This is a genomic window from Pseudoalteromonas sp. SG43-8, from assembly GCF_014164245.1.
GTDB lineage: Bacteria > Pseudomonadota > Gammaproteobacteria > Enterobacterales > Alteromonadaceae > Pseudoalteromonas > Pseudoalteromonas distincta.
In genome coordinates this window covers 397,071-422,283 of record NZ_JACJEX010000003.1, presented here as the reverse complement: position 1 = coordinate 422,283, position 25,213 = coordinate 397,071, and the positions used below count along the sequence as shown (strand labels likewise).

General features: G+C 38.6%; 25 protein-coding genes. 15 read left to right on the top strand and 10 right to left on the bottom strand.

The annotated features are described in order from the left end of the window. Nucleotides 1-385: 385 nt before the first annotated feature. From H5122_RS09470 to H5122_RS09455, 4 genes are all read left to right on the top strand, one after another. Nucleotides 386-1,261, top strand: coding sequence for a diguanylate cyclase domain-containing protein (locus H5122_RS09470; protein WP_182681442.1), 876 nt, complete (start codon nucleotides 386-388; stop codon nucleotides 1,259-1,261). Between the two features lie 442 nt (nucleotides 1,262-1,703). Beyond that, nucleotides 1,704-2,720: a kelch repeat-containing protein gene (locus H5122_RS09465; protein WP_182681443.1), complete on the top strand. Its 1,017-nt coding sequence runs from the start codon at nucleotides 1,704-1,706 to the stop codon at nucleotides 2,718-2,720. After that, nucleotides 2,717-3,433 carry a Sir2 family NAD-dependent protein deacetylase gene (locus tag H5122_RS09460; protein ID WP_182681444.1) on the top strand — a complete coding sequence of 239 codons (717 nt, stop codon included), beginning with the start codon at nucleotides 2,717-2,719 and terminating at the stop codon, nucleotides 3,431-3,433. Before H5122_RS09465 ends, H5122_RS09460 begins: the two co-directional genes overlap by 4 nt. A gap of 121 nt (nucleotides 3,434-3,554) precedes the next feature. After that, nucleotides 3,555-4,352, top strand: a complete 798-nt coding sequence (locus H5122_RS09455) for a response regulator (RefSeq protein ID WP_182671912.1) — start codon at nucleotides 3,555-3,557, stop codon at nucleotides 4,350-4,352. A gap of 64 nt (nucleotides 4,353-4,416) precedes the next feature. On the opposite strand, the gene H5122_RS09450 is transcribed toward H5122_RS09455, so the two are convergent. Continuing rightward, complete coding sequence (locus H5122_RS09450; protein WP_182681445.1) at nucleotides 4,417-5,730, bottom strand: M20/M25/M40 family metallo-hydrolase; 1,314 nt, start codon at nucleotides 5,728-5,730, stop codon at nucleotides 4,417-4,419. Between the two features lie 403 nt (nucleotides 5,731-6,133). Between H5122_RS09450 and H5122_RS09445 the strand changes: the two genes are divergently transcribed. The 3 genes from H5122_RS09445 to H5122_RS09435 all read left to right on the top strand — a co-directional run bounded on the left by H5122_RS09445 (nucleotide 6,134) and on the right by H5122_RS09435 (nucleotide 7,656). Then, complete coding sequence (locus H5122_RS09445) at nucleotides 6,134-6,823, top strand: hypothetical protein (protein ID WP_182681446.1); 690 nt, start codon at nucleotides 6,134-6,136, stop codon at nucleotides 6,821-6,823. A gap of 45 nt (nucleotides 6,824-6,868) precedes the next feature. Continuing rightward, nucleotides 6,869-7,327 carry a GNAT family N-acetyltransferase gene (locus H5122_RS09440; RefSeq protein ID WP_182681447.1) on the top strand — a complete coding sequence of 153 codons (459 nt, stop codon included), beginning with the start codon at nucleotides 6,869-6,871 and terminating at the stop codon, nucleotides 7,325-7,327. Between the two features lie 107 nt (nucleotides 7,328-7,434). Beyond that, nucleotides 7,435-7,656, top strand: coding sequence for a hypothetical protein (locus H5122_RS09435; RefSeq protein WP_008165689.1), 222 nt, complete (start codon nucleotides 7,435-7,437; stop codon nucleotides 7,654-7,656). Between the two features lie 123 nt (nucleotides 7,657-7,779). On the opposite strand, the gene H5122_RS09430 is transcribed toward H5122_RS09435, so the two are convergent. Together H5122_RS09430 and H5122_RS09425 are read right to left on the bottom strand one after the other, a co-directional pair. Beyond that, the gene (locus tag H5122_RS09430; protein ID WP_182681448.1) at nucleotides 7,780-8,460 is read right to left on the bottom strand and encodes an SDR family oxidoreductase; all 681 of its coding nucleotides are present in this window, start codon (nucleotides 8,458-8,460) and stop codon (nucleotides 7,780-7,782) included. Nucleotides 8,461-8,515: 55 nt separating this feature from the next. Then, complete coding sequence (locus H5122_RS09425; RefSeq protein WP_182681449.1) at nucleotides 8,516-9,514, bottom strand: DUF4382 domain-containing protein; 999 nt, start codon at nucleotides 9,512-9,514, stop codon at nucleotides 8,516-8,518. Nucleotides 9,515-9,738: 224 nt separating this feature from the next. On the opposite strand from H5122_RS09425, the gene H5122_RS09420 reads away from it, so the two are divergent. Further along, a complete protein-coding gene (locus H5122_RS09420; protein ID WP_182671916.1) occupies nucleotides 9,739-10,593 on the top strand; it encodes a mechanosensitive ion channel family protein in 855 nt (284 codons plus the stop codon). An 81-nt stretch (nucleotides 10,594-10,674) separates the two neighbouring features. Here H5122_RS09420 and astB read toward each other — a convergent pair whose 3' ends face one another. From astB to H5122_RS09405, 3 genes are all read right to left on the bottom strand, one after another. After that, nucleotides 10,675-12,021, bottom strand: coding sequence for an N-succinylarginine dihydrolase (gene astB / locus H5122_RS09415; RefSeq protein WP_004334492.1), 1,347 nt, complete (start codon nucleotides 12,019-12,021; stop codon nucleotides 10,675-10,677). 635 nt (nucleotides 12,022-12,656) lie between these two features. After that, nucleotides 12,657-13,763, bottom strand: a complete 1,107-nt coding sequence (locus tag H5122_RS09410) for an L-dopachrome tautomerase-related protein (protein WP_182681450.1) — start codon at nucleotides 13,761-13,763, stop codon at nucleotides 12,657-12,659. Nucleotides 13,764-13,808: 45 nt separating this feature from the next. Beyond that, on the bottom strand, nucleotides 13,809-14,243 hold the full coding sequence (locus H5122_RS09405; protein WP_182681451.1) for a MarR family winged helix-turn-helix transcriptional regulator: 435 nt from the start codon (nucleotides 14,241-14,243) through the stop codon (nucleotides 13,809-13,811). 123 nt (nucleotides 14,244-14,366) lie between these two features. On the opposite strand from H5122_RS09405, the gene H5122_RS09400 reads away from it, so the two are divergent. The 5 genes from H5122_RS09400 to H5122_RS09380 all read left to right on the top strand — a co-directional run bounded on the left by H5122_RS09400 (nucleotide 14,367) and on the right by H5122_RS09380 (nucleotide 19,828). Next, nucleotides 14,367-14,795: an organic hydroperoxide resistance protein gene (locus tag H5122_RS09400; protein ID WP_039486563.1), complete on the top strand. Its 429-nt coding sequence runs from the start codon at nucleotides 14,367-14,369 to the stop codon at nucleotides 14,793-14,795. A 175-nt stretch (nucleotides 14,796-14,970) separates the two neighbouring features. Continuing rightward, nucleotides 14,971-15,327, top strand: coding sequence for a metalloregulator ArsR/SmtB family transcription factor (locus tag H5122_RS09395; RefSeq protein WP_182681452.1), 357 nt, complete (start codon nucleotides 14,971-14,973; stop codon nucleotides 15,325-15,327). A gap of 20 nt (nucleotides 15,328-15,347) precedes the next feature. Beyond that, nucleotides 15,348-16,358: an ArsJ-associated glyceraldehyde-3-phosphate dehydrogenase gene (locus H5122_RS09390; RefSeq protein ID WP_182681453.1), complete on the top strand. Its 1,011-nt coding sequence runs from the start codon at nucleotides 15,348-15,350 to the stop codon at nucleotides 16,356-16,358. A gap of 24 nt (nucleotides 16,359-16,382) precedes the next feature. Beyond that, nucleotides 16,383-17,600: an organoarsenical effux MFS transporter ArsJ gene (gene arsJ, locus H5122_RS09385; protein ID WP_182681454.1), complete on the top strand. Its 1,218-nt coding sequence runs from the start codon at nucleotides 16,383-16,385 to the stop codon at nucleotides 17,598-17,600. A gap of 107 nt (nucleotides 17,601-17,707) precedes the next feature. Beyond that, complete coding sequence (locus H5122_RS09380; RefSeq protein WP_182681455.1) at nucleotides 17,708-19,828, top strand: methyl-accepting chemotaxis protein; 2,121 nt, start codon at nucleotides 17,708-17,710, stop codon at nucleotides 19,826-19,828. Between the two features lie 102 nt (nucleotides 19,829-19,930). Here H5122_RS09380 and H5122_RS09375 read toward each other — a convergent pair whose 3' ends face one another. Continuing rightward, nucleotides 19,931-20,518 carry a TetR/AcrR family transcriptional regulator gene (locus H5122_RS09375; protein WP_004334521.1) on the bottom strand — a complete coding sequence of 196 codons (588 nt, stop codon included), beginning with the start codon at nucleotides 20,516-20,518 and terminating at the stop codon, nucleotides 19,931-19,933. A gap of 112 nt (nucleotides 20,519-20,630) precedes the next feature. Between H5122_RS09375 and H5122_RS09370 the strand changes: the two genes are divergently transcribed. Beyond that, nucleotides 20,631-21,173, top strand: a complete 543-nt coding sequence (locus tag H5122_RS09370; RefSeq protein ID WP_182681456.1) for a carboxymuconolactone decarboxylase family protein — start codon at nucleotides 20,631-20,633, stop codon at nucleotides 21,171-21,173. A gap of 61 nt (nucleotides 21,174-21,234) precedes the next feature. Here the strand turns inward: H5122_RS09370 and H5122_RS09365 are convergent, their stop codons facing one another. Beyond that, nucleotides 21,235-21,765, bottom strand: a complete 531-nt coding sequence (locus H5122_RS09365) for a hypothetical protein (RefSeq protein WP_182681457.1) — start codon at nucleotides 21,763-21,765, stop codon at nucleotides 21,235-21,237. A 51-nt stretch (nucleotides 21,766-21,816) separates the two neighbouring features. Between H5122_RS09365 and H5122_RS09360 the strand changes: the two genes are divergently transcribed. Then, a complete protein-coding gene (locus H5122_RS09360; protein ID WP_182681458.1) occupies nucleotides 21,817-22,188 on the top strand; it encodes a DUF1294 domain-containing protein in 372 nt (123 codons plus the stop codon). A gap of 64 nt (nucleotides 22,189-22,252) precedes the next feature. Here H5122_RS09360 and H5122_RS09355 read toward each other — a convergent pair whose 3' ends face one another. After that, nucleotides 22,253-22,609, bottom strand: a complete 357-nt coding sequence (locus tag H5122_RS09355) for a PEGA domain-containing protein (protein ID WP_024595403.1) — start codon at nucleotides 22,607-22,609, stop codon at nucleotides 22,253-22,255. Between the two features lie 170 nt (nucleotides 22,610-22,779). Continuing rightward, nucleotides 22,780-24,753 carry a serine/threonine-protein kinase gene (locus H5122_RS09350; protein ID WP_182674924.1) on the bottom strand — a complete coding sequence of 658 codons (1,974 nt, stop codon included), beginning with the start codon at nucleotides 24,751-24,753 and terminating at the stop codon, nucleotides 22,780-22,782. Nucleotides 24,754-25,213 lie beyond the last annotated feature (460 nt).

Sequence of the window (25,213 nt, the reverse complement as noted above, 5' to 3'; positions counted from 1 at the left end):
GAGCATAAGTGAGATTAAATCAAGGTAGCTAATTTTGTAGTAGTTAAAAGGTCTAATTTCGCCCAATTGAACTGTAAAAATATAGTTAAATGAACTTTATAAGTATATTTATTAAAGAGTCAGTAAAATGTAAATAACTGATAAATATATGTTTATATACAACTTAAAATTTAGTCTATTTCAGAATAACTTCAAAGTATTTACGGTTATTAAATATTTAATCTTAACTATTTCGTATCATGCTTCTCAAAGTAATATTAATTATATGGGCACAATTTATACCTAGCCCTGTGTTATCTGCGATTGTGGTTTAATTATCTTTGCTTTTGTTAAAGCTATATAGAATACTTAAATTTGCTTGGTTTTGCTTTGAAGGCACCAAAGTATGATAAAAAATGAATTAATTAATGTAGAAGCAGTACTCGATTTAATGCTTGATGCCGTTTGTGTGGTAGATAAACAAGGCACATTTGTTTTTGTAAGCGCAGCATTTGAGCAAATTTTTGGTTATACGGCCGACGAAGTTGTAGGCAAAAAGATGATTAACTATGTTTACGAAGGTGATCATTACAAAACGCATAACGCCGTAACTTCGCTATTGTCTGGCGAAACGGTAAACCCTCGCTTCGAAAACCGCTGGATGAGAAAAGATGGTCAAATAGTCCATATATTATGGTCTGTTCGTTGGTCAGAGCAACATCAAGTAAGAATTGCAGTTGCGCACGATATAACTGAGCGAAAAGTAATGGAAGAGCAGCTCCATTACATGGCTCGGCACGATGTGTTAACTGGTTTGCCTAATCGCTCTTTATTGATGGAGCGATTTGAAAAAGTAATTATTAGTGCAACTACAAACAACACATTTTTTTCTTTACTGTTTATAGACATAAATGGCTTTAAAGCAGTAAACGACACCCACGGACACGAAACTGGCGATAAGCTTTTATGTGCTATAGCAAAAAGGCTCTCAGCGTCGGTTAGGCATTACGACACAGTAGGGCGTTTAGGCGGAGACGAATTTTTAATTATTTTAGATAACTTAAGTTCTAGCCACGAAACCGTCAGAATAAAAAATAAAGTCCTCACTGGGTTTAAAGCTGTCTTTAAGTTAGATGATGTACTACTAAATATTTCCCCCAGTATTGGCATTGCAAACTACCCAGAGCACGGCCAAACAGATCACGAACTTATAAAATATGCTGATCAAGCTATGTACAAAAATAAACAACAAGGGTTAGATAACGTAACCTATTTACCTTAAAAAACCATGCTGAACTACCACCTTAGACAACTCATCATCACAACGCCCTTAACTACAATACATTACTTAGCGCCACATTTTTAATAGCGATTTTCCAGCGCTGCGTTAAAAAATCTATAAATGCTCTTACAGCAGTTTGTGGTAGTTTCTCGATAAATAAACTGCACAAGTTATGCCTGGTTGATAATGAAGGCAATTACCGTATCGGCAGTAATACATTTTTTACTAATGATGCAGGCGAAAGCAAGGTATCTGTCACTGATTATACAACCGCAATGCTTGATGAAGCGCAAAATGCGGCGCACGTTAGTAACCATATTAGTATTGCCTACTATATGGTTACCAATCAAAAGCGTTTGATTATTTAGATATAACAATACTGGCTCACAAGGCTAAAATAATTTAATCTGAGCGTATTAATTCTTATTAAATTACTTGCTTTATGAGCCTTCTTTTTTCTCTTGCGTTAGCAAGCCTTCCCGCTTTACCTGAGCCTGTTGCAAATAATGCTGTGGCTAAAGTTATTGTTAAAAATCAGCCTTACTTTTTAAGCTTTATGGGGCTGGGGCGCGATAAACAATACTCGTCCGTACATAACAAAGTGTGGGCGCTTAAAGTTGGCGATTCACAGTGGCAATCTAAAACTGGTGTGCCTTCAAGCTTGCCATTAAAAGGGCGCTTAGCAAGCACCGCAGCCGGCTTAGGCGAATACGCTTATGTGTTTGGCGGCTATACGGTAGCAGAGGATCATACTGAAGTTTCAAGCCCCGACGTATATAGGTACGACGTAATAAAAGATACCTACACTCATCTTGCGAGTATGCCAGTACCCGTAGACGATAGCGTCGCGCTGAGCTACAAAGCGCGTTACATTTATCTAATAAGCGGTTGGCATAACGACGGCAACGTAAACTTAGTACAAGTATACGACACGCAAAATAATACATGGCAACAAGCCTCGCCATTTTTAGGTGAGCCCGTATTTGGCCAAGCCGCTGCTATTAGTGGTAACACCATTGTTATTTGTGATGGCGTTAAAACACAAGCTAATTCTGATTCGCGTCGCTCGTTTGCAGGTGTAGCACAGTGCTTAAAAGGCACAATAGATTCAACTAATCCACAAAAAATAGATTGGCGTACCTTGCCACATCCAACGGATAGCGCTCACTATCGAATGGCAGCCACCAGCTATAATGGCAATATTTATATGATGGCAGGCTCTAATAACCCATATAACTACAGCGCAATAGGTTACGACGGCAAACCTGCACCAGCAAGTGACCATGTTTGGCGCTTTAGTGGTGATAAAAACGAATGGCAGATTTTATCCCCAGTTGAAGTAAAGAGCATGGATCATCGTGGTTTACTTGAGCACAGTGGGGTTTTATATCGAATTGGTGGTATAGATAACAGTCAGCAAGTAAGCGCTAACGTACTCGGTTACGAGGTTGAAAAGTGAACACTCTTTACATTACAGGAGCGGGAGTCAGCGCAGCCAGTGGTATTCCCACCTTTAGAGGGGAGGATGGTTATTGGACCATTGGCAGTAAAAATTATACGCCTATGGAAATGGCAACTCGCGCAATGTATCAAAACGCCCCAAAAGAGTTTTTAGCATGGTATTACCATCGCTTTGCAACGTATCGCAACCATGGCCCAAACGACGTACACCATTGGCTAAGTGACAAAAACCTAATTACTCAAAACATAGATGGGCTTGATGGCAAAGCGGGTAACAAAAATTACATAGCGATACACGGCAGGCTTGATCAAATGACCTTATTTCATGAGCAAGGTGAGCCTGTCATGCCACTTGCCACCCCGTGGGATAGCGTAGACGAAAGCCGCCTGCAAGAGTCTCTTTTTGAGCTATTTAATATTCAAAACCAAACGCCTGAGCTAAACCATTCATTTAAGCCCTTTGTTTTATTATTTGACGAATACTACACCGAGCTTTACAGAATAACACAAGCACAACAGCGTATGCTCAACGCCGATAAAATTGTATTTATGGGCACCTCGTTTAGCGTCAATATTACGCAAATGGCAATTGAAATAGCCCGAAATTACGACATTCCTGTTGAAGTGGTTGACCCTGAACCTGCACATATTTTGCACGCTAACGTCACATATAAAAAAATGAATGCATTAGATTACATTCAATCTAATTAATAAGTGCTATATTTTAAAGGGGTTGGTAATGTTTTCTTAAATATTACAATCTCTTTATATAATATTAACGAGTCAAAAATGTTATTATTATCCTGATTATAACAATACTAAAGAGATCTGAATGAGCGACTTAACTGCAATAGCAAACTTGTCCATTTTACTTGTAGAGCCTTCAGAGGTTCAGCAAAAAATAATAATAAAATCGCTTTTAGAAAGTGGTGTAAAACAAGTTGAAACTGCATCTACACAAACACAAGCGCTTAGCTTATTAGCAAGTTATCACCCTGATCTAGTTATAAGCTCTATGTATTTATCTGACGGGACAGCCGACTCACTATTGCAAGAAATAAGATCAAACCCTATCACCGAGCATCAACCTTTTATGCTTATATCGAGCGAGCGTAATAAAAAATACCTTGAGCAATTACGTCAATCGGGTGTGCTCGCTATTTTGCCTAAGCCTTTTAGCGCAAAAGCCATTACCCGCGCACTCAAAGCAACCCTCGATATTATAAGCGAAGAAGAAGTAGAACTTGATCATTTTGACGTAACGTTGCTGCGAGTTTTAGTGGTAGACGACAGCCGCTTTGCGCGTAAACACATAATACGTGTACTTGCAGGTATGGGAATACCTTCACCAATAGAAGCTGAAAATGGTAAAGAAGCTATTGAGCACTTGAATAACCAACCGTTTGACTTAATAGTAACCGACTACAACATGCCAGAAATGGATGGGCGAGAACTAACAGAAGCCGTTAGAAGCTCAAATAGCTACTCACATATTCCTATTTTAATGGTGAGCTCAGAGGCAAACGACACTCACCTAGCTAATATTGCTCAAGCGGGAGTTGATGCTATTTGTGATAAACCGTTTGAACCAGCCACAGTGCGAGAATTACTGTATAAAATAATGTCTTAAAAGTAAGTACAAGCGTAGGTCGGTTATTATTTGGCCTACGCTCATCTTTAAAATACATTTACTATTACAGTTTTCCTAATCTATAAATGAGTAATGCCGTTTTTTTAATGTTTTTATCAAGGCTGGTTAAATCGGCTGTTTCGTTTTTAGTGTGCGCACCGCTGCCCATCAAGCCTAAACCATCAAGTGCCATATCAACATGATTTGCCGCAAACGAAATATCAGCCGCACCTGCATTGCGTGGGTTGGCGGCTACTACTTTGTTGAAGCCTAAGTCGTGACTTGCGTCGCTGTATAATTCTAATAGCTTTTTATTGCCATCAGTTAATGCCATTGGCGGGTAACCGTCTTCAAAAATAAGCTCTGCTTTACTGCCATCTAAGTTTTTAGCCACAATTTGTAGCATTACCCTTTTAGCGCTTTCTACCTGCTTTGGCGAAAGTGCGCGTAAATCACCTGCTACATGCACGGTTTGTGCTATTACATTACTTTTACCAAACGCCGTTGCTGACGAATTAGCACTGTCGTAGTCGGCATTGGTACCACCCACAATAAGCCCTGGGTTAAATGTTAAATTAGGTTGCGTGGCAAGTTGCTCTCTAAAATCATTTAAAATGCGTGATGCTTCGTAAATAGCGCCATAACCAACGCTGTCGCTAAATATTTGTGACGAATGCGCTGCATTTGCCGTTACATTTAGCGTCCAGCCGGTATAACCACGGCGCGCCGCCATAGCTGTTTTTATATTGTTATCGCCATTTTCATAGCCAAGCGCTACGTCAGCCCAAATTGCTGCATCAACAATAGCTTGTTTAGATAAGCTAAGCGGGCGACCACTGCTTTCTTCATCGCCAGTCAGCAATACTTTTATGCTTACATTTTCGAGTAAATTAAGGGCTTGTAAGCTTTTAAGTGCGGTAATTATTATCGTGTTACCGCCTTTCATATCGGCAACGCCTGGGCCACTGGCTGTATCGGCATCAAGTTGTTTGTAGGTAGTAAAGTTATCGTTTTTGGCAAATACCGTATCTAGATGGCCGATCATCAGTATTTTTATTGCATCGGGGTTTTTGCTCTCATGGGTTGCCAGTACATGTCCTGCGCGGTTAAACGCACTGCCATCCAGCCATTCTACTTTAAAACCAATGGCTTTAAGCTGTTCACTTGTCAGTGCGCCTACTTTTTTTACACCTTCAATATTAAGCGAACCGCTATTAATATTTACGGCTTGCTCTATTTCTTTAAGTGCTTGGGGAATGTTTTTATCGACCTGTTTTACTATTTCACGCTCGTTTTTATCAAGCGCCGCATGGCTTGTAAGCGACAGGGTACTCGCAAAGGTAAAAATAAGTGCATGGCTAAATTTTAAAAATGACATAACAGCATAATAAGTGAGAAATAAGAGTATTTAATATGAAGTAAAAATACAGAGGATTCAATAGCAGTAGATTATGATTTTTAACTAATTTTATAAGCAATAACGAGTTACAGGTTTAAGGGTTATGGGGTGTACGCGTTATTGGTTTAAACACAGGTATTTAAAATATAACCTGTTAATTAATAATCAACGGGTATAACTAATCAGCTATACGTCTGATATTACTGATCTCCACCATTTTGGGGTTTTGCTTCATTTAGAAAAGGTAAGGCGAATCTAACTAACTGTTTACAGATGTTTATTTTATAGCTAGCATGAAATCACTGTAATATAGGGACATTTATCGGTTTGTAAAACGACAGATGTCGTAGACTAAATAGTTAGTTGACTAAGGAAGTTATACGTGGAAGTCGATAATATAAAATTATACATAGATGGTCGCTGGGAACTAACTGACTTAAATTTATTGACGCGTGTGTATATTCAGCTTTATGGATTACTTTATTCCTTGGATGTCGCTGATGACTATTTAGATGCTGAGATTCAGTATATTTATGGGAAATATCCATGGCAAGGTGGCTTCAGCGCAGTAAATTTTTACCAAAATCTATTCTCTAAGATGCCACGGGAATATAAGCCAAATATTAAATCTATTCAGTATGCTTCGCCTGGGTTTATTGAGTTAACCCAAATAGTAGAAGTTGCTAAAGATGTAGCACAAATTGTAGGCTATGTTTCTGCTGCTTTGCTAGCTGGTAACAAAACGTACAGCGTGATTCATAAGGGAATGAGTGAAAGAAAACTTATGAGGCTAAACCTTCGAAGTGAAGAGTTAAGCCTTTTAGAGAAAGAAAAGACCTTCATTCATCGTTCAGTAATCGAAATATCTCAGCTAATGGGCGTTAAGCAAGAAACTTTAGCAAAGCTCTACTTTCGAAATGAAAATAACGAACTTGCGGTATTGAAAATTTTAGCTTCCGTGTATCGTCGAGCACGGGATTTAGCAAAATTACAAAATAACCGAAAACTTGACCTGCAACGTGCACATCGCGAGCGGTCGTCAACTAACAATCAAAGTCAGTCGGACTCGTAAACTCGCCGCTGCTTTGGGCGTTAGCTGCCAAAAGGAATTGAGTATATGGAAATATTTCACGCCACAATAGAAGATGCAGAATGTTTACTAGCACTTCAGCGCGTAGCTTATCAATCAGAAGCTGAACTGCATAATGATTTTAATATCCCGCCTTTAACTCAAACGCTTGATGAACTGAAAGCAGACTTTGAGAAGAAAATTATTTTGAAAGTTGTTGATAACGGTAAGTTATTGGCAAGCGGTCAAGCTCGCTTAGAAGCTGGTAGTTGTCATATTGGACGCATGGCGGTATGGCCTGAACTGCATGGCCAGGGTGTTGGCTCTAAGTTGCTTTCTTCACTTGAAACAGTATTTCCAGAAGCTAATCGTGTTGAGCTTTTTACAGGGGAGTTTAGTGCTTCTAATTTAGCGATGTATAAACGCCGTGGTTATTCTGAGTTTAAAACGGCAAAGCTGGGTAAAACGAGAGTTGTATTCTTAGAGCGCAATCTAAAAAGCAGCTAACAAGAATATTAAACGGAAAATTAAAGTTGGCAATTTTTCGTTCCTCAAACATTATAGTTAACTATAATTTTCCGCTTGTAAAAAAGTTATACGTACTTGAGAATCAAATGAAGCAATATTCTGTCGTAAAAGTGATATCTCTTAATAAAAAATTTATCTATTCAGAAAACAGCTTTGGCTCTAGAGTTCCTCAGGTCGGTGATATTGGAACAATAGTTGAAGTTTATGATGGAGCCTTTGATATTGAATGTAGCGATGAAAATGGTGTTACCATTTGGCTTGAAGTATTTGAACCTAGTGACGGAGGTTTAGAGTTACTGTATATATAACAAGTTTTTATTAATGCCGAATATTTTCCCTTCATTCTATCTAGCCGGTATTTAGAATTAACAACCATCAGGTTTAACACTATTAGCATTAAACCTGACAGTCAAACTCTACCAATTAACGTTTTAATTAGTTGGCATTAAATAAATCTCGCGTACGCTGTTGCGCTGGTTTGCTTCTATTGCAAACAATACCGCATCGGCTACGTCTTGCGGGTCGAGTTTGTCGGGTTTAGCTTCATCAAAAAACGGGGTGTTTACCATGCCTGGTGCGATGGTAGTACATCGGCCGTTCCACTCGCTCATTTCCTCTGCTAAGTTTTGTCCAAAGCCATAAGCAAACCATTTAGTGGCACCGTAAATAGAGCCACCAATTGGCTTACGGCCAGCGGCAGAGCTGATTAATATAAAGTGACCTTTGTTTTGGCGTAAATGCGGCAGTGTTAATTTTGCAGTCCACAGTAGGGCTTTAATGTTTATATCGATCATGGTTGACCACTCATCGGGGTCGCCTTTTTCGGTGCCAGCGGTTGAAACACCCATGCCTGCGTTAGCAAAGGCTACATCTAATCGGCCAAACTTTTCAATGCCTTTAGTAACTACGTTTTCAAGTGCGGTAAAGTCGGTGGCATCTGCGGCTACGCTCAGTGCGTTATCTGAGCCTAGCTCGGCAACAAGTTGATTAAGTTGCTCTTCTCTACGGGCGGTTAAAATAACTTTGTGACCGTTGTTTACTAAGGTTTTTGCCGTTGCTTCACCAATGCCACTAGAAGCGCCGGTTATGAGTACTATTTTCTCTTTTGCCATGGTTTTTTCCTTATTAACAAATGAATAAAGGCGCAGCTCAATGTGCGCCATGCAGTTATTGCGCTATGTCAAAATTGACTGATAAATCGTCAGCTTGCGTTAGGCTAATTTGTTTTAGTTGATAAATATTAAAATCAGCATCTATTTGCTCTGCATCGTCTATGTGTGCGCTACACGTATAAGCAAGTTGATAGTCGCCTGGTGTTATGAATGCGAGTTCAAATTCGTATTCATTATCGTCTGCATCAAATACAACATTGGCAGTAGCTAACGGAGCGTTATCAGGCGTTTGGTCATCTATTTCATGAATATCTGTTGGGGTTTGTGCCTGCGCAGAGTAAAGGTAAACAGCATGGCCAAATGATGAATCATCAGCAGCAAGAGCAATGTTGTCAGTCTCGCAATTGTTTATAAGTGTTTGGCTTACAGTGCCTTCAATATCTTGTGATTCAGAAAGGTTTTGTAAACGCACACCGCGAGGTTTTAAAAAGACTTCGTTATTATTTTGTGGATCAACTAACGATTTTTTTAAATCAAACTCTAATACAAACTCGTTGTCGGTTTGATTGAGTGTAAAGCCATCTAGCTGTATTTCACCCACACCATCATTACCTTTTCTTTTTACGATAAGCGGTGCAATGCTGCCGTCTTCATAAACTACGTGAGATGTTAAGCTAAGGTTGTTTGTGTCGCCGTTTATTACTTGTGCGCGGATCCACGAATAATCACCTGCAGGTACTTCTTGATCGTCAAGTAATTGAAAAATATCGTCGCCCGTATAGTCTAGTAAGTTGACCATTTGCGCTAAGGTGGCATCGTTTTTAGAGCGAGTTTCAAAGCTAACTTCTTCACCTTCTTGAGCTTTAATTGTTATTGAATCAAATACAACGTTAACCTGTTTTAAACCAGTGACTGGAGCGTCGGAAATTCCTAAGCTAAAAGTGGTTTTATCACTTGTTTGCGGTGGGGTTGTTTCAGCATCGTCATTTGATGAGCCGCAGCCTGCTAAGGCAAAAATAATAGCGCTACTTAATATTGTTGATTTAAAGTTCATGGTTGTTTCCTCTTATTTGATTTGTTAAGTGTATGTATTTAATCCTTAACCTAAATTGAATTAAAAATATGAGAAGTTATAACTTTAACGTGCTGTTTTAAACGTTTTTAATTTCATCGATTTAATCGTTTTTTACTATATACTCGCGCCACTTCTTTTGAAGTCGGTTTTATTAGATTTAACCATTATTTTGCTGAGTTTCAGCAATATTTATCGGAACAAACATGAAAGATAAACTTTTAGCGTTTTGGCAAAGCCATTCAGAAACAATCATCACTTTAGGTTACAAAGTGATTTTAGCGTTGGTGATTTTAATTGCGAGTGCCCTAATTGCACGCTCGGTTAAAAAAGCGATTAAAAACTCTAAATCGCCATTAAAAAAAGTGGATAGTACGCTGCTTCCTCTTTTATCGAGTATTGCTGGTTATTTAGTTTATATAATTGGTGGGCTATTTATTTTAGATATTTTTGGCGTTAATACGGCAAGCTTAATTGCGCTAATGGGTGCTGCTGGTTTAGCGATTGGTTTAGCCCTTAAAAATACGCTGAGCAATATTGCTGCGGGTATTATGCTGCTAATACTCAGACCTTTTAAAATAGGTGATTTTGTTGATGCCAGTGGCACGCTTGGTACTGTGAGTGAAATAAACCTATTTACCACTATTTTTAAAACCACCGACGGTCTTTATATAGCATCGCCTAACGGCAAAGTGTGGGGTGGCAATATTAAAAACTTTACCCGTAATGGCAAAAGACGAATGGACATAGTGGTGGGGATTTCGTATGCCGACTCTATTGACGTTGGCTTAAATGTACTCAAAGAATTAGCGGCATCAGAGAGCCGGTTACTCGCAGAGCCTGCACCTAAAGTAATGGTGACATCAATAGGCGAAAGCGCAGTGAACATTCAATTACGTGCGTGGGCTGTTAATGGTGATTATTGGCAAACTGTGTGGGATTTAAATAAACGTGTTAAAGAAGCTATTGAAGGCGCAGGGCTGAGTATTCCGTTTCCGCAGCGTACGCTGCATATATCTGAGTCTATGGCGTCGGCAATAACTGTTAACAAAGATGCTTAAGTATGTATTAACATAAACACAAATAAAAATAGCGAGCCTTGGCTCGCTATTTTTGTATTAGCCTTTGTGTAGGCTGAGGTATTAACCTTCTAATTGAAAGTCGTACACTGAGCCTAAATTTAGTAGCTGCGTTAGCTCATCAAGTGCTTGGTAGCTTTCGGTGAGTAGAGCTGAGTCTGCAAAGTCACTTGCGCCTAATTTATCGCGGTAGTTACGTTTTGCCCAATCACACAGTTGTGTGTATTTAGTATCAGTTAAAATAACCTCTGGGTTTACTGCAGCAAGTTCTTGCTCGTTAAGGGCTACACGTAAACGCAAGCAAGCTGGGCCGCCGCCATTTTGCATACTTTGGCGTAAATCAAAAAACTGTACTTGGTTTACTGGGTTATCAGCCATAATCATTTCTTCAATGTAGGCGTTAACTGCGCTGTTGCGTTTACACTCTTGTGGTGCCACTAACAGCATTGAACCATCTTCAAGGCTCACTAGCTGGCTATTAAATAAGTAACTACTTACAGCGTCGGTAATGCTTACTTTATCGGTAGGTACTTCAATAATGTAAAATTCTTTATTGCCCACATACGCTTCGCGAATATCTTGCAGTGCCAAAGCTTGGTTTAAAAATGCTTGCTGGTGGCACAGTAATACGTTGGCGTTACCTACTGCAATTACATCGTTATGAAACACACCTTGATCTATTACGTCTGGATTTTGCTGTAGTAAGATTTGGCTTGAATCTTTTAAGTTATGTAAGCGACAAATTGCTTCTGAGGCTTCTAGTGTTTGCCTTGCAGGAAATTTAGCTGGTTTTGGTAATTGGCTGTTAAACGCGCTGGCACCAAATACAAACATTTCAAGGCCTTGCTCGCCGTGGCTGTCACAAAAACGAGTATGGTTTGCTGCACCTTCGTCGCCAAAAAAGCCTTGGTCGGGTAAATGGGTATGATGCGCAAAGTATTTGTCGTTGTTAAACATCGCTTTTAATAAGCGTGTAGTGGTTGCAGGCTCTAATGAACGATGAAACTTATTATTTAAATTAGCTGAAGTAAAATGTACTTTGCCGTCGGTTGTATCAGGGGATGGCGATACCGTAGCGGCATTGGCTGTCCACATTGCAGACGCTGAATAACACGCGCGTAATAAAATAGGATCTGCTTTAAATGCTTTATGAATTACTTGTGCATCGTTACCGGTAAAGCCTAAGCGGCGCAGTACGTTTAAGTCGGGGCGCGCATGAGGGGCAAATACACCTTGAGTTAGGCCTTTGTCGTGCATGGCTTTCATTTTTTCAAGGCCTTGAAGCACAGCCTCTTGAGGATTTGAAAAGCTTGCTGCGTTATTTAACGAGGCAACATTACCATACGATAAACCAGCGTAGTTGTGAGTAGGGCCAACTAAGCCATCAAAATTAACTTCCAAAGCGTGCATACACGTTCCAACTAAAAATTTTCAATAGTGTGCAACAATACAACGCAATAGGGCTGCTTGCAAAGTTATAAACGCAGTGTTTTTACTAATTTTTCGATGTTTTTAAATGTGGAGTTTATTACAAGGGGGTTGTTTTAATATTGAACGATTAATTTGAAGTTTAATTAAAATGTACACATAAATTTCATAGTGTGCAAAAGCTTAGCCTAAAGTAGGTTTTTACATTTAAGCTTTATGCCAAGCCTTTACACAATACGATGTTACTTAACATAGGCGCGTTCTTTATCAGCGGTAGTGCGGGTATTTGTTGGATCATTAACTTGCCAAACGCTAATGTCTAAACGCCATAAAAGGTAAAGGGTATGGTATAAGTTGAACATGGTTTTTCCTTGGTATTTTCACTGAACACATCAGTTTATGGAAGAAGTATGCCAACATTAACTTGAATATTTTATGAATAGAAATCAGGTGTTTAGTATTTAAGTGTAAATACGTACTAAAGCATTAGCACCAAAGAGGTGAAGTATTTTTAAAATATGCACCAGTGTGGTGTGTTTTTAACAAAAAGCCCTGCAACTATTGGGTCACTTAAATGTGCAAGGCTTTTTAAAAAATGTAGTCACTTAAAAAGTAAATTAGCGGCCTACTTTTCCTTTTACTAAAGGCTCGAACGACATTACTTTAAACTTACCGTGGCTTTGATTTTTGCCATTATTAAGTACAGGCGAATTATGTAAATCGCCAACGGTAAAGTATATTTTATGATCGGCTCCGTAACTAAAACCATCAGGCCAACTCAAACGTTCGTCTTTAAATAATACTTCGTAGTTGCCAGTGGGTTTAACTACGCCAATTGCGCCATTAGTTATGTCGGTTACATATACGTTACCGCCGCCATCAACAATAATACCATCTGAAATTGGCTTAGTGCCGTAACGCGTAACTTTGTCTTCAAGTGCTTTACCCGAAAGGCTCTCGTTATTTATATCGCTGGTGGCAATGCGGTAAACCGACGTGCCCGACATAGAGCCAAAGTAAAGCCAGTCTTCGTTAGGGTCAAGCGTAATAGGGTTAACACCTAAGCGGGCAGGTTGTCCGCCAAGGCTCATTGTGCGCCCATCAATAACCATATCGATATTTTCGGCGGTGGTGTAATGGCTATTTTGCAACACTCTGCGTGTTACACCTGTTTTAAGGTTTACCGTAATAATAGCGGCTTGGCTGCCTTGTGCTGTGTCGGCAATGTATACAACGCCATGTTTATTATCGATGACTAAATCGTTTAAAAACGAGGTGTCGGTAATGGTCGGTTTAGCCAGATAAATAATTTTGTGCAGTTGCTCTTTGTTTGTATCCCAACCTACTAAGCGCCCAGCGTGATCGGGCCCTGAAGTGTCAAGCATCCATAATACACCATCGCTTGATACGTTTATGCCAAGCACGTCGTAAAAACCTTTACCGTTGTTGTACGCGTATGCCCACTCTTCATTAGGGTAGGGCTTAGTTGTACCATCGCTTAAAAGCTCCATAATTTTTTGCTTTTGGCCAAAAAAGCCATGCACAGATAAAAACTTTCTGCCCGATGGGGTAATAGCAATGTTGCCCGGTGGGTGCTGCGCATCAAATGTGGCTACTGTTTTTAAATCAGCATTTTGGCCAGCGGTGTTAGCAGTTACGGTGCTGCTACCTAAAAGTGCCGTGCTACACGCCGCTGCTAATAGTAATTTTTTAATATGAGTCATTTTTAAAACCTTTTAAAACACGTTTATTGTTTAAAAATTAAGAGCCTAATCGGCTAAGTCGTTTACTACTAAATCGAGCAACTGCATCAACTGCTTCGCTTGTGTTGCATTTACACTATCAAATTTACATAAAATATTTTTAGGAATATCGGCTGCTTTTAACTTAAGCGATTGGCCATGCTGAGTTAGCTGCACTAGGCGTTTGCGTTTGTCGTGCTCATCTTTAATAACAGCCAGTAATGATTTGTCGCTCATTTTTTTAAGTATTTGGGTCATAGCGCCGCCATCTATCGCGGTTTTATCTATTAGCTCTGCAATTGTTATTTCGTCTTGCTCCCACAGCGCCATCATTACTACGTATTGCGGGTAAGTTAAATTTAGCTCGTTTAAAGGCTCGCGATACGCACGCGCAATGCTGTTAGATGCCATATATAACCGATGACATAACTGATTTTTTAACTTTAATTGCTCAAACGACATAACGTTATCCTTTATTTCGATACATGGCATTTTAATTTGCATGCAAAGTATTTGCAATCTCTAATTACTTGTTCTATTATTTTGCACACAAACTAAATTAATTACTAAACTTTGGAGTTCATTATGAATGTATTACAAAACGTAGCTTACACAGCAAAAGCAACTGCAACTGGCGGCCGCGAAGGCGTAGCTAAATCTGATGATGGTCGTTTAGATGTAAAGCTATCAACACCTAAAGGTTTAGGCGGAGACGACGGTCAAGGCACTAACCCTGAGCAATTATTTGCCGCAGGTTATGCTGCTTGTTTTATTGGCGCACTAAAATTTGTAGCAGGTAGCGAAAAAATAGATTTACCAAGCGACACACATATTAATTCACAAGTGTCTATTGGTGCTATTGAAGGCGGTTTTGGTATTGCAGTAAAACTTGCTGTGTCACTAGGTGATATGGATAAAGCTGCAGCGCAGGAGCTTGTAGATAAAGCGCACCAAGTATGTCCATATTCAAACGCAACACGTGGCAATATTGAAGTAGAGCTTTCAGTTATTTAATTAATTGCTAAGTTAACTAATACTGTAATAGCCCAGTGGTTTTGCCACTGGGCTTTTTTGTGCGTGGAGTTTAATAAAAAAAGCCGTTAAATAAACATACAAAAAATCATATATTCACTATTCCATATATTCTGTTTTTGTTTTATTGTATGTGCAATAAAACTGCGAGGACAATATGGAACAATTCAACCCACTTCAATTTTATAAATGCCTAGCGGACGATACGCGTTTAAAAGCAATGCTGCTCATTAGCGACCAAGAAGAGCTATGTGTATGCGAACTGGTTGCTGCACTTGAGCTAAGCCAGCCTAAAGTGTCTCGCCATTTAGCACAGTTAAGACAATGCGGACTGTTGAGCGACCGTAAACAAAATCAATGGGTTTATTACAGTATTAATAAAGCCCTACCAGAGTGGGCTAAAAATGTATTAACGCAAACGCTTACTGCTAACTCTTCATTTTATGAAAACGATTTAACGCGCTTAAATGTTATGGGTAATCGCCCTGAACGTATTACTAGCTGCTGTAACTAACTTATTAAAGGTATTTAATTATGACTATTAAAGTAGGTATTAACGGTTTTGGCCGTATGGGACGTTTAACTCTGCGTGCAGCAGTTGATTGGCCAGAAATAGAGTTTATTAAAGTAAATGATGTAGCGGGTGATGCTAAAACCCACGCACATTTAATTGAGTTTGACTCAGTACATGGGCGCTTAGCACAACAGGTTTCTAGTGATGATAATAGCTTTAGTGTGGGTAAACACAAGATTGCAGTTACTAACAACAAAACCATAAACGAAACTGATTGGTCAGATTGCGATGTAGTAATAGAAGCCAGCGGTAAAATGAAAACCACCGAGCTGTTAAATCAATATTTAGCGCAAGGTGTTAAGCGTGTTGTGGTAACCGCACCTGTAAAAGAAGACGGTATTTTAAATGTAGTAATGGGTGTAAACGATGATCTTTATAACCCAAGTGAGCATAAAATTGTTACTGCTGCGTCTTGTACTACTAACTGTTTAGCGCCCATTGTAAAAGTGCTGCAAGAAAAAGTGGGCATTAAGCACGGCTCAATGACCACGATTCACGACATTACTAATACTCAAACAATTATTGATGCCCCTCATAAAGATTTACGCCGGGCACGTTCGTGCGGCACAAGTTTAATACCTACTACAACCGGTAGTGCAACGGCTATTACGCATATTTTCCCTGAGCTAAAAGGTAAATTAAACGGCCATGCCGTGCGCGTACCTCTTACTAACGCATCTATTACCGATTGTGTTTTTGAGCTTGAACGAGGTGTTACACAAGATGAAGTAAACACGTGGTTTAAAAATGCTGCAAATAACGAGCTAAAAAATATTTTAGGCTACGAAGAAAAGCCGCTTGTATCTATAGATTACAAAACAGATCCGCGCAGTTGCACCATAGACGCCCTTTCAACCATGGTAATTAACAACACTCAGCTTAAATTATACGCTTGGTATGATAACGAGTGGGGTTATGCAAACCGCACCGCTGAGTTGATGCTTAAAGTTGCACAAAGTGATTTGGTTTAATCTCGTTTAAAAAGGTTTAACGCTATGTTTGCGCAGTTGGCTAACTTACCGAGCTCTATAAAACAATATTTAATAATTACTAGTAACTATTGGGCATTTACTTTAACTGATGGCGCGCTACGCATGTTGGTGGTGCTGTATTTTCATCAGTTAGGTTATGGCGCATTTGCGATAGCCATGTTGTTTTTGTTTTATGAAATATTTGGGGTGATCACCAATTTAGTAGGTGGTTGGCTTGGCGCACATTTAGGGTTGAACAAAACCATGAATGTAGGGCTTGGGCTACAACTTGTCGCTTTAGCCGTGCTTTGCGTGCCAGGGGATTGGCTAACCGTTGCCTATGTTATGGCAGCGCAAGCACTGAGTGGCATAGCAAAAGACTTAAATAAAATGAGTGCAAAGAGCGCCATTAAGTATTTAGTACCACAAGACGATGCAGGGCAAAGCCAATTATATAAATGGATTGCCATACTTACGGGCTCTAAAAATGCTTTAAAAGGGGTGGGCTTTTTTTTAGGCGGCTTATTACTAACTGTATTTGGTTTTGTGGGGGCATTAATAAGTCTAATTATTTTACTTAGTGTTGCGTGGGTTATTAGTTTAATTTTTTTAAAAGGCGATATTGGTAAAGCTAAAAACAAACCTAAGTTTAAAGAATTATTTTCTAAATCGCGGGCAATTAACTTACTTAGCGCAGCGCGTTTATGCTTGTTTGCAGCGCGCGATGTATGGTTTGTAGTTGCACTACCTGTTTACTTAGCCGCTCAGTTTAACTGGGATCATTGGTGGGTCAGCGGTTTTATGGCTTCGTGGGTAATTGCTTATGGATTGGTGCAATCGCAAGCACCGCGAATAACTGGGCAAGGTGATTCAACTTCACATTCGGTCAAAAAAGCATATTGGTGGGTTGCTTTATTAAGTGGCGTAACTGGCATTTTAGCGTTGTTGATGCAATTGGATATAGCGGTACATTTTACGCTTGTAATAGGCTTACTTATTTTTGGTGGAGTATTTGCTGTAAATTCATCGCTGCATAGTTACTTAATAGTAAGTTTTGCTAAAAACGATGGAGTGTCACTAGACGTTGGCTTTTATTATATGGCCAATGCGATAGGGCGTTTGCTTGGTACGGTGCTTTCTGGTTGGGTTTTTCAAGTATATGGGCTTAGTGCGTGTTTATGGGTAAGTGTGTGTTTATTAGTTTTAGCCGCAATTACAACAGCACGGTTAGCTAAACTTTAAAAAACCCAACGTATTGTATTAAATTCAATTTGTTTAACGATATTCATAGCTTCGTTGGTTAGATCTACTAAACTGTATCAGTAGTTTTAATTTAAAGGGTGTAATGAATGCGAGAAATATCGTTAGCAATAAAGTTACTCTGGCTTAGTGTCGGTAGTATATTTATAACTGTACTAGTGTTATCAGGCATTTTGTGGTGGCAGTTATCATCAAGTAATAAGCAGTTAGCGACTAAATCTGAAGAGTACATTACTGTAGAAGTAGAAGAAAAGCTTAATGCTCATGCAGCTGGATACGGAGAAAAAATTGCCGGCTTTATTAATGAAGCTTACCGCATTCCTTATTCATTGGCTGCTTTATTAGGTGACGCAGCAAAAAGCGAAACCCTGAGCCGCGATACGGTAGTAAGTATAAACCGCTCGATGCTAGAGCAAAATACTCTGCTTTCTTCTATATATTCGCAATTTGAGCCTAATGCTTTTGATGGGCAAGATTCGAGCTTTAAACAAGGTTACAAACATTCAGTTAATGGTAATGGCACCTTAGAGGTGTATATAACTCGCGACCAAAACGGCGTAATTGAACAGCAAAAAGTAGCTAATGCTGCCGATAAATATATTACCTCTTTAAATGAATTTGGTATTCGTGAAGCGCATTGGTATTTGTGTGCAAAAGACACGCTTAAGCCTTGTATTATGGAACCGTATTTATACGAAATCCCATCGGGCGACTCAGTAATACTAACTTCGTTAACTGTGCCTATTTTAAAGTCAGGTCAGTTTATTGGTTTAGCTGGCGTTGATTTAACGCTCCCAACTTTTCAGGGCTTAACCGAAAAGCTGTCGAGCGAGCTTTACAACGGCCAAGCAAAAGTAACACTTTTAAGTGATATAGGTTTAATTGTAGGCAGCAGTCACTATAAATCTAAATTAGGCCGCCCATTTAAAGAAGCGGTTAGTAGCAACACTTACAGTGAGCTGGTTAAATTTAAAGGCCAACATGGCCTCTTTAAAACGCCTAGCGAGTATTTAGTTAACTACCCAATTAATATAAAACTAGCTAACACTCAGTGGTCATTAATCATAGAAGTACCTACAGATCTAGCACTTGCAGGGCCTGAAGCGCTAGAAAAAAACATGCAAGAGACAGCAACATCACTCAGATTTATTATTTTAATAACAGGCTTAGTAATTGCTGTGGTTGCTTTTGTTATTATGAAATTAGTAATAGCAGGTGTAATAGCGCCGCTACAACAAATTCAACAGCGGGTTGATAACCTCGCAAGTTCTGAAGGTGATTTAACACATACATTGCATGTTGATAGTCACGCAGAGCTTATTGCATTAGCTGGTGGGTTTAATAGATTTTTAGCAAAGCTACGTGATTTAATTTCTGAGCTTAAAACGGTGTCAGATCAAACCAAGCAGCAAGGCGAAATAGCACAACACATAGCTATTGATACTAAGCATAATGTGCAATCTCAATTTCAAGAAATTGAAAGTGTGGTAACGGCTATGAACGAAATGAGCGCAACAGCACTCGAAGTAGCCAGAGCATCAGAGCAGTCAGCGCAGCAAGCGGATGAAATAAATAGCTTGGTAGTAAGCAGTGAGTCGAGCTTATCATCTGCGATGACGCAAGTTAAAACGATGTCTGAAGAAATTAAAGAAGCTAACCAAGCCGTTGAAAAAGTAGCTTCGCGTAGTAAAGACATTACGCAAATATTAGATGTAATTCGTACTATTTCAGAACAAACAAATCTACTTGCACTTAACGCTGCAATTGAAGCTGCGCGCGCTGGTGAACATGGGCGCGGCTTTGCCGTTGTTGCCGATGAAGTACGTGCACTCGCTTCTAAAACGCGTTCATCAACAGATGACATAAGCCAGCTAATTGATAGTTTATTATCTGAAGTAGGTAACGCATCGACCGTTATTGAAAAAGGCGTAGTACGTGCACAAAATGCCGTTGATGAAACATCAGTAGCTTTTGATGCTCTGCACAGTGTTGTTGTTAAAGTTGATGAAATAACCAATCAAATTACACATATTGCCACCGCTGCTGAAGAGCAAAGTTTAGTAACTGAAGAAATAAACCGTAATTTAACGCTTATATCTGATGCCGCATCGCAACTTGCTGACTTATCTACACAAGCAGGGGATAGCAGCGAAGCGCTTAATGCACTAGTTGCCCAGCAAGATAATGAACTTAACAAGCTTAAAACGTAACTTACAAATTAAGCTTTAAGCACAAAAAATGGCCAGTTAATACTGGCCATTTTTATTTAGTAAAATAAGTATAACTTGTTGAGAACGCTCGATAACTGCTATTTATAACTTTTTAATCAACATAAACATTTGGTTGATCATTGGCTCAGCAAATTGCTCTACATTAGGACGATTAAAATAACCGCGTAAACCTGTAAATTGCACTTGAAAAAAGCGCGCATATTCAACAGCGGTCAACGTGTTACTTAACTCACCTTTGTTTATTGCTTGGTTAAATAATTGCGTTAAATAAGCTTCAAATTGAGCTGTTAAATCTAAGCTTAGCTCGTATAGGTTTGAGTCTTTTTCTGCAAACTCGCTGTTTGCTTTAACTAGCATACAAATAGCGCTTGGGCTGCAATCTTTTGTTTTAATTACCACGTTTTCAACAAACGCACGTAATCCACCAAGTACTGTATCGGCACTTGATAAAAACCCTTCTATTTGGGTTTTCATTTGTACGGTGTAATCTTTCAGCGATTCGCAGTATAGACCTTCTTTAGAGCCAAACGCAGAGTAAATACTACCCGGGCGCATATTAACGGCTTCTTGTAAGTCACGCGTTGAGGTTGCATGAAAACCTTTTTGCCAAAATAGCTGACTAGCAACGCGAACTACATTCTCGCGTTCAAATTTAACCTTATTAGCCATATCATTCTCAATCAATTTGAACATTTGCTCAATTTTAACTTGAACAGTCGCTCAAAATCAAATACTATGTGTCTCGAAGTTACTTAAAACTATTAATTATTAGGAGCTAACCATGGCCGAATTTACTTTATACACTCAAGAAAACGCACCAGAAGAAGCAAAACCGTTACTAGCTGATTCAGTAGCAGCATTTGGTATGCTTCCTAACTTACATGCAGTAATGGCTGAAGCACCAACATTACTTAAAGGTTACCAAGTACTGCACGACTTATTCCAAAAAACATCATTCAACGCAGAAGAGCTTACAGTTGTATGGCAAACAATTAACGTTGAGCACGAGTGTCATTACTGTGTACCAGCGCACAGCGCAATTGCCGCTTCAATGAAAGTTGACCAAGGTATTGTTGATGCACTAGTAAACAAAACACCACTTGCAGATGCAAAACTTGAAACACTACGTGAAACAACGCTTGCAATGACACGTGAACGTGGCGTGATCAGCGATGAGCAAATCGAAAAATTCTTTGCCGCAGGTTACGCTAAGCAGCAACTACTTGAAATTATTGTAGGCTTGTCTCAAAAAGTAATGAGCAACTACACTAATCACCTTGCTGATACACCAGTAGACGCGCCATTTAAAAAATTCGCAAAATAAATACGGTTTCATAAATGACAAAAGGCAGCCTAGGCTGCCTTTTTTGTATTTTAAATCACAGCTATTTAAACTTAACCGTTTTTGTACTGCGAGTATAAATACGTTGTTCGGGCTTAGTCCAATCACCCTTTTTTAAATAAGAAGTTGAGACTACAAATTTATCGTCTTTTAGTTCACTCATCGATTTAACCTTTGTAATACCATCTTGGCTACCAGTTACATCTTCATAGGCTACAAATTGAGTGGGGCTGAGGACTTTCATAGTGCCTTTTGTATAAAATCCTGCGGTTGTGAAATAGTAAAATACCAAAGACTCTTTTTTACTGTCGTAAAAAATCATCGACTCGCCGCCATACTCACCTTCATTAATAGAGTGCTTGGTATGTATCGCTTTACCGTTTAAAGCACGCTCCCAACGGCCAACATCTTGTATTTTTTTAGCACCTTCAGGTACTTTAAAGTCAGCCTGCCAAGTTCCTAAATAGGGCTTAAATACGGCAAGTTCTTTATCAAGGTTGGTGAATGTATCGGATGCATAGCTATTAAATGTTGATAAGCATAAGACTAAGAATATCGCTTTAAAATATGTCATAATTTGGCTCTTGTTTTTGTAATACCAATGCCAAGTATAGGCGATAATTAATTGATAAAGAAAATATTAATCACATTCTCATTACTTTATTTAGCCGCCATTTGGCTGGCTTACCTACTGCAATACTTACCTGTTTATATACCAATATATGTACCTGGTTATATAAGTGTATTAAGTGCTATCACTTTTTTAATGTACGCGTGGGATAAGCGACAAGCTAAGCGCTCTTCACATAAAAAAGTAAATCGTACGCCAGAGCGCACACTGCAACTACTTGCATTATTTGGAGGATGGCCGGGGGCATTACTTGCTCAACAATTACTTCGCCATAAATCGCAAAAGCGACGTTTTATAGTGATGTTGTGGTTATATATTTTAATAAATGTAGGGGCTGTGGGGAGTTTATTATATTATTTGGTGTAGTTTAAAATTATGCCTTTAATACATGTGAAATGTTTAAAGGCATAATTAAAGTTTAGATATTGGACTAGTTAGCCGCTTCAGTTGCTGCTACTTCATCTAAATTTACTGTTAAAATTGTCTTTTTATCGACTACAACCCACTTGCGGTAAGTTAAGTAACCTGGCTTGCTTACTTCAACGTCGTACTTACCTTCTTTAAGTTCAATGGCATCTTGGTACACAGGCGCAATGTTCATAATGCGTACGCGTGCATCACTAGGGTTAGTGATTACAGTTAATGAAATAGGTGCTACAGCTTCGACAATTTCTTCTTGTACTTGAACTGCTTCTTCTTTTGCAAGTTGCTGCGTTTCATCTACAGACGATGTAGTTGAACAACCACTTAGTATTAGTAATGCCGCTAGTGCGCTTATCTTTTTCATAGGTACTCCATAAACTCATTTAAATAGTGATAATTACGAAAAATCTTGGAGGAGTTTATGCAAAATGATCGCTCAACCCGTCGTCCTTGACCTTCGTTTGTTAAAACAAAACGTTTGTTAGTTTAATATATTTTTAGTTATTTGGTGATGCTCTCGCAATAAATAGTTTTTTAAAGCATTACATTATCAAGAGACTGAGTAATAGCTTCGCTTCTTTCAACTAGTTGCTCTGCTGTACGGTACATCTTTCTTTTCATTAACGTATTTGCCATAGTGATATATCGTCTAGATAATTCTTGTTTTAAAGAAACGAGTAATGAAAAGTCTTTAGGTAATGTTGCAGACTCGGTATTGATTAATTCTTCAAAATCTAATAAATCTCTGTACTCTTCAATCGTCTCTAGTTTTTGTGTGTATCTATCAAATCTAGGACCGTAAAATACGACGGCATCTTCAGTAGGAAAATCAGCTGGTTCACCTAGGTTTACTTTCTTTTGGTAAAGCGTTAAAGCATCTATCGCCGACTCTCTTTTTAGAAGGTCTGCAAAGCCAAGTTCATTTTTTTGATTATTGGTGAAAATAGCTTTACCAACATTAAGTAAAGATTTTTGCGTGATAACATCATCTTCTTCAATCGCTTTATCTAAGGCAAGTTTATAGTTATCAAAATGCACTTCAGACGGGCGATAAACGTAGGTGCTATCGACTACACTTAAATCATTGATTAATTGTGGAATACTATTATTGTCCAGTTCACTATAGCGAGATTGCTCAAGTAACAAATCAATACGAGAAGTAATATCTGAGATTATTGATTGACGCTCTCTTAAAATGCTTTCGAGTTGTACCGATAGCTTTTCTGAATCTGGGTAATACTCCAAGGCTTTACTATAAACATTAATTGTTTCATCAAAGTCTTTAAACTTGTTAGCGCTTGTATTGATTTGATTCGCTCTGTAATCAAAACTTTGTAGAATATTAGCTTGATTAGATCTTAATAATCCCTGTTTTAATACCTCGTATTGAGGTGGGATTTCTGCAAGCTTGTTTAGAATCTCCGGTCCATCCCAAGACATCCATGTTTCTACTTGTTGGTTAATTGCTTTTGCATTATCTAATTTTGCTTCAAGCTGCTTTATATTATTTGTATTTGATAGATAGTACTGACCAGCCAAAAGGGCTAACACAACAGTACTGGCTGCAAGTGCTATTGCCGGTTTAAAGTTACTTTGAAGCTTATCTAAAACAGGCTTTAACGAATCAGTTCTTTTTGCTGCATCTAAAGAAATTGCTTTATTAAGTGTGCCCCATAACCATAAAGGGCAGTTACTAGGACGTTTTGCCGATGTATCTTTAGGGAGTGTGTCTGCTGCAACACGATTATATGGATGTTTGCTACTTAATAACTCTAGGGCAATACACGCATAAGAAAAAACATCATCTTTAACGGATGCTGCAGCACCTTTTAATTGTTCAGGACTTGCATAGGTTGGCGTATAACCTCCTACAGTGCCTAGGCTTGATTCACTATTAACTGCATAGGCATCTTCAATGGTTTTGTGTTTAGCAATACCAAAGTCAAGTACCTTGAGGCTACCATTTGAATCGAAGATTATATTCGATGGCTTTAAATCGTTATGAATGACGCCACGAGAATGAGCATAAATTAAAGCATCGGCAAGTTGATCAAGAATCACGCTCGCTTTTTTGAAAACCATTCCAGAGGGTTTGTTGCGTTTAATTATTTGCTCTAGCGTTTCGCCTTCTACTAATTCCATGGTTACGTAATGTAAACCGTTATCAGAACCTGCAGAATATACTTTTACAATATTTGGATGGGAGAGCTGTTGTGTTTTAGTTGTTTCATCCTTAAGAAGTGAAATAGCTTCTTCAGAATGAGAAAACTCTTCTAATAATACTTTAATCGCTACGAAAACTTCAGGACGACTCGCACTTTCTAAAAATAAATCTCTGGCTCGGTAAATGTAACACATACCACCTTGGCCAATAAGTTCTTCAACTAAGTAGCGATCCGAAACTTTTTTACCAATAAGGTTTAATTTATTTATTGCTTTTGACGTGCGAAGATTTGAGTCAAGCGAAGCTATCTGCGTTTTATCATTAGAACTGTTGACACCGCTCATTATAAATCCTTTTATTGTGTATATTAAAATAATCGCAAAGGTGAGTTTTTTATTTTTATCAATTCTCCCTTTGATAAGCGCTGTATTTTTACAAAAATTAGCCAACTTAGCAATGTTTCTAAAGCAGAACTTTCGTACAAAACTTTAAAAAATTAAGGGCTTTTATATTAATTATTGAAATATCGTTTATTTACAGTTTATTTTTATAAACAGCGTAAGCCTACAGGCATTGTTTTGTAACACTTCTAGGGGCTTAAAATGAATAAAATGTAATGCTAATTATTAAATAGCAATTTTTTAAATGGGAACATACAAAATATCTTTTGTAAGCTTTGAAAGGGCTTTTTTATATAGGTTTTGTTTAATTTAATTTATTTAAATTTGAGCTTTTGTATGGTTGAGTATATTTTTATATATTAATTTCAATGTTGACAATAGTTTCTCTTCTACTTTATCCTAA

Bases quoted from the DNA above. Each gene is read 5' to 3' on its own strand.
- H5122_RS09470 (WP_182681442.1), top strand. From the start codon at position 386: ATGATAAAAAATGAATTAATTAATGTAGAAGCAGTACTCGATTTAATG.
- H5122_RS09465 (WP_182681443.1), top strand. From the start codon at position 1,704: ATGAGCCTTCTTTTTTCTCTTGCGTTAGCAAGCCTTCCCGCTTTACCT.
- H5122_RS09455 (WP_182671912.1), top strand. From the start codon at position 3,555: ATGAGCGACTTAACTGCAATAGCAAACTTGTCCATTTTACTTGTAGAG.
- H5122_RS09450 (WP_182681445.1), bottom strand. From the start codon at position 5,730: ATGTCATTTTTAAAATTTAGCCATGCACTTATTTTTACCTTTGCGAGT.
- H5122_RS09440 (WP_182681447.1), top strand. From the start codon at position 6,869: ATGGAAATATTTCACGCCACAATAGAAGATGCAGAATGTTTACTAGCA.
- H5122_RS09435 (WP_008165689.1), top strand. From the start codon at position 7,435: ATGAAGCAATATTCTGTCGTAAAAGTGATATCTCTTAATAAAAAATTT.
- H5122_RS09430 (WP_182681448.1), bottom strand. From the start codon at position 8,460: ATGGCAAAAGAGAAAATAGTACTCATAACCGGCGCTTCTAGTGGCATT.
- H5122_RS09425 (WP_182681449.1), bottom strand. From the start codon at position 9,514: ATGAACTTTAAATCAACAATATTAAGTAGCGCTATTATTTTTGCCTTA.
- H5122_RS09420 (WP_182671916.1), top strand. From the start codon at position 9,739: ATGAAAGATAAACTTTTAGCGTTTTGGCAAAGCCATTCAGAAACAATC.
- astB (WP_004334492.1), bottom strand. From the start codon at position 12,021: ATGCACGCTTTGGAAGTTAATTTTGATGGCTTAGTTGGCCCTACTCAC.
- H5122_RS09410 (WP_182681450.1), bottom strand. From the start codon at position 13,763: ATGACTCATATTAAAAAATTACTATTAGCAGCGGCGTGTAGCACGGCA.
- H5122_RS09405 (WP_182681451.1), bottom strand. From the start codon at position 14,243: ATGTCGTTTGAGCAATTAAAGTTAAAAAATCAGTTATGTCATCGGTTA.
- H5122_RS09400 (WP_039486563.1), top strand. From the start codon at position 14,367: ATGAATGTATTACAAAACGTAGCTTACACAGCAAAAGCAACTGCAACT.
- H5122_RS09395 (WP_182681452.1), top strand. From the start codon at position 14,971: ATGGAACAATTCAACCCACTTCAATTTTATAAATGCCTAGCGGACGAT.
- H5122_RS09390 (WP_182681453.1), top strand. From the start codon at position 15,348: ATGACTATTAAAGTAGGTATTAACGGTTTTGGCCGTATGGGACGTTTA.
- arsJ (WP_182681454.1), top strand. From the start codon at position 16,383: ATGTTTGCGCAGTTGGCTAACTTACCGAGCTCTATAAAACAATATTTA.
- H5122_RS09380 (WP_182681455.1), top strand. From the start codon at position 17,708: ATGCGAGAAATATCGTTAGCAATAAAGTTACTCTGGCTTAGTGTCGGT.
- H5122_RS09375 (WP_004334521.1), bottom strand. From the start codon at position 20,518: ATGGCTAATAAGGTTAAATTTGAACGCGAGAATGTAGTTCGCGTTGCT.
- H5122_RS09370 (WP_182681456.1), top strand. From the start codon at position 20,631: ATGGCCGAATTTACTTTATACACTCAAGAAAACGCACCAGAAGAAGCA.
- H5122_RS09365 (WP_182681457.1), bottom strand. From the start codon at position 21,765: ATGACATATTTTAAAGCGATATTCTTAGTCTTATGCTTATCAACATTT.
- H5122_RS09355 (WP_024595403.1), bottom strand. From the start codon at position 22,609: ATGAAAAAGATAAGCGCACTAGCGGCATTACTAATACTAAGTGGTTGT.
- H5122_RS09350 (WP_182674924.1), bottom strand. From the start codon at position 24,753: ATGAGCGGTGTCAACAGTTCTAATGATAAAACGCAGATAGCTTCGCTT.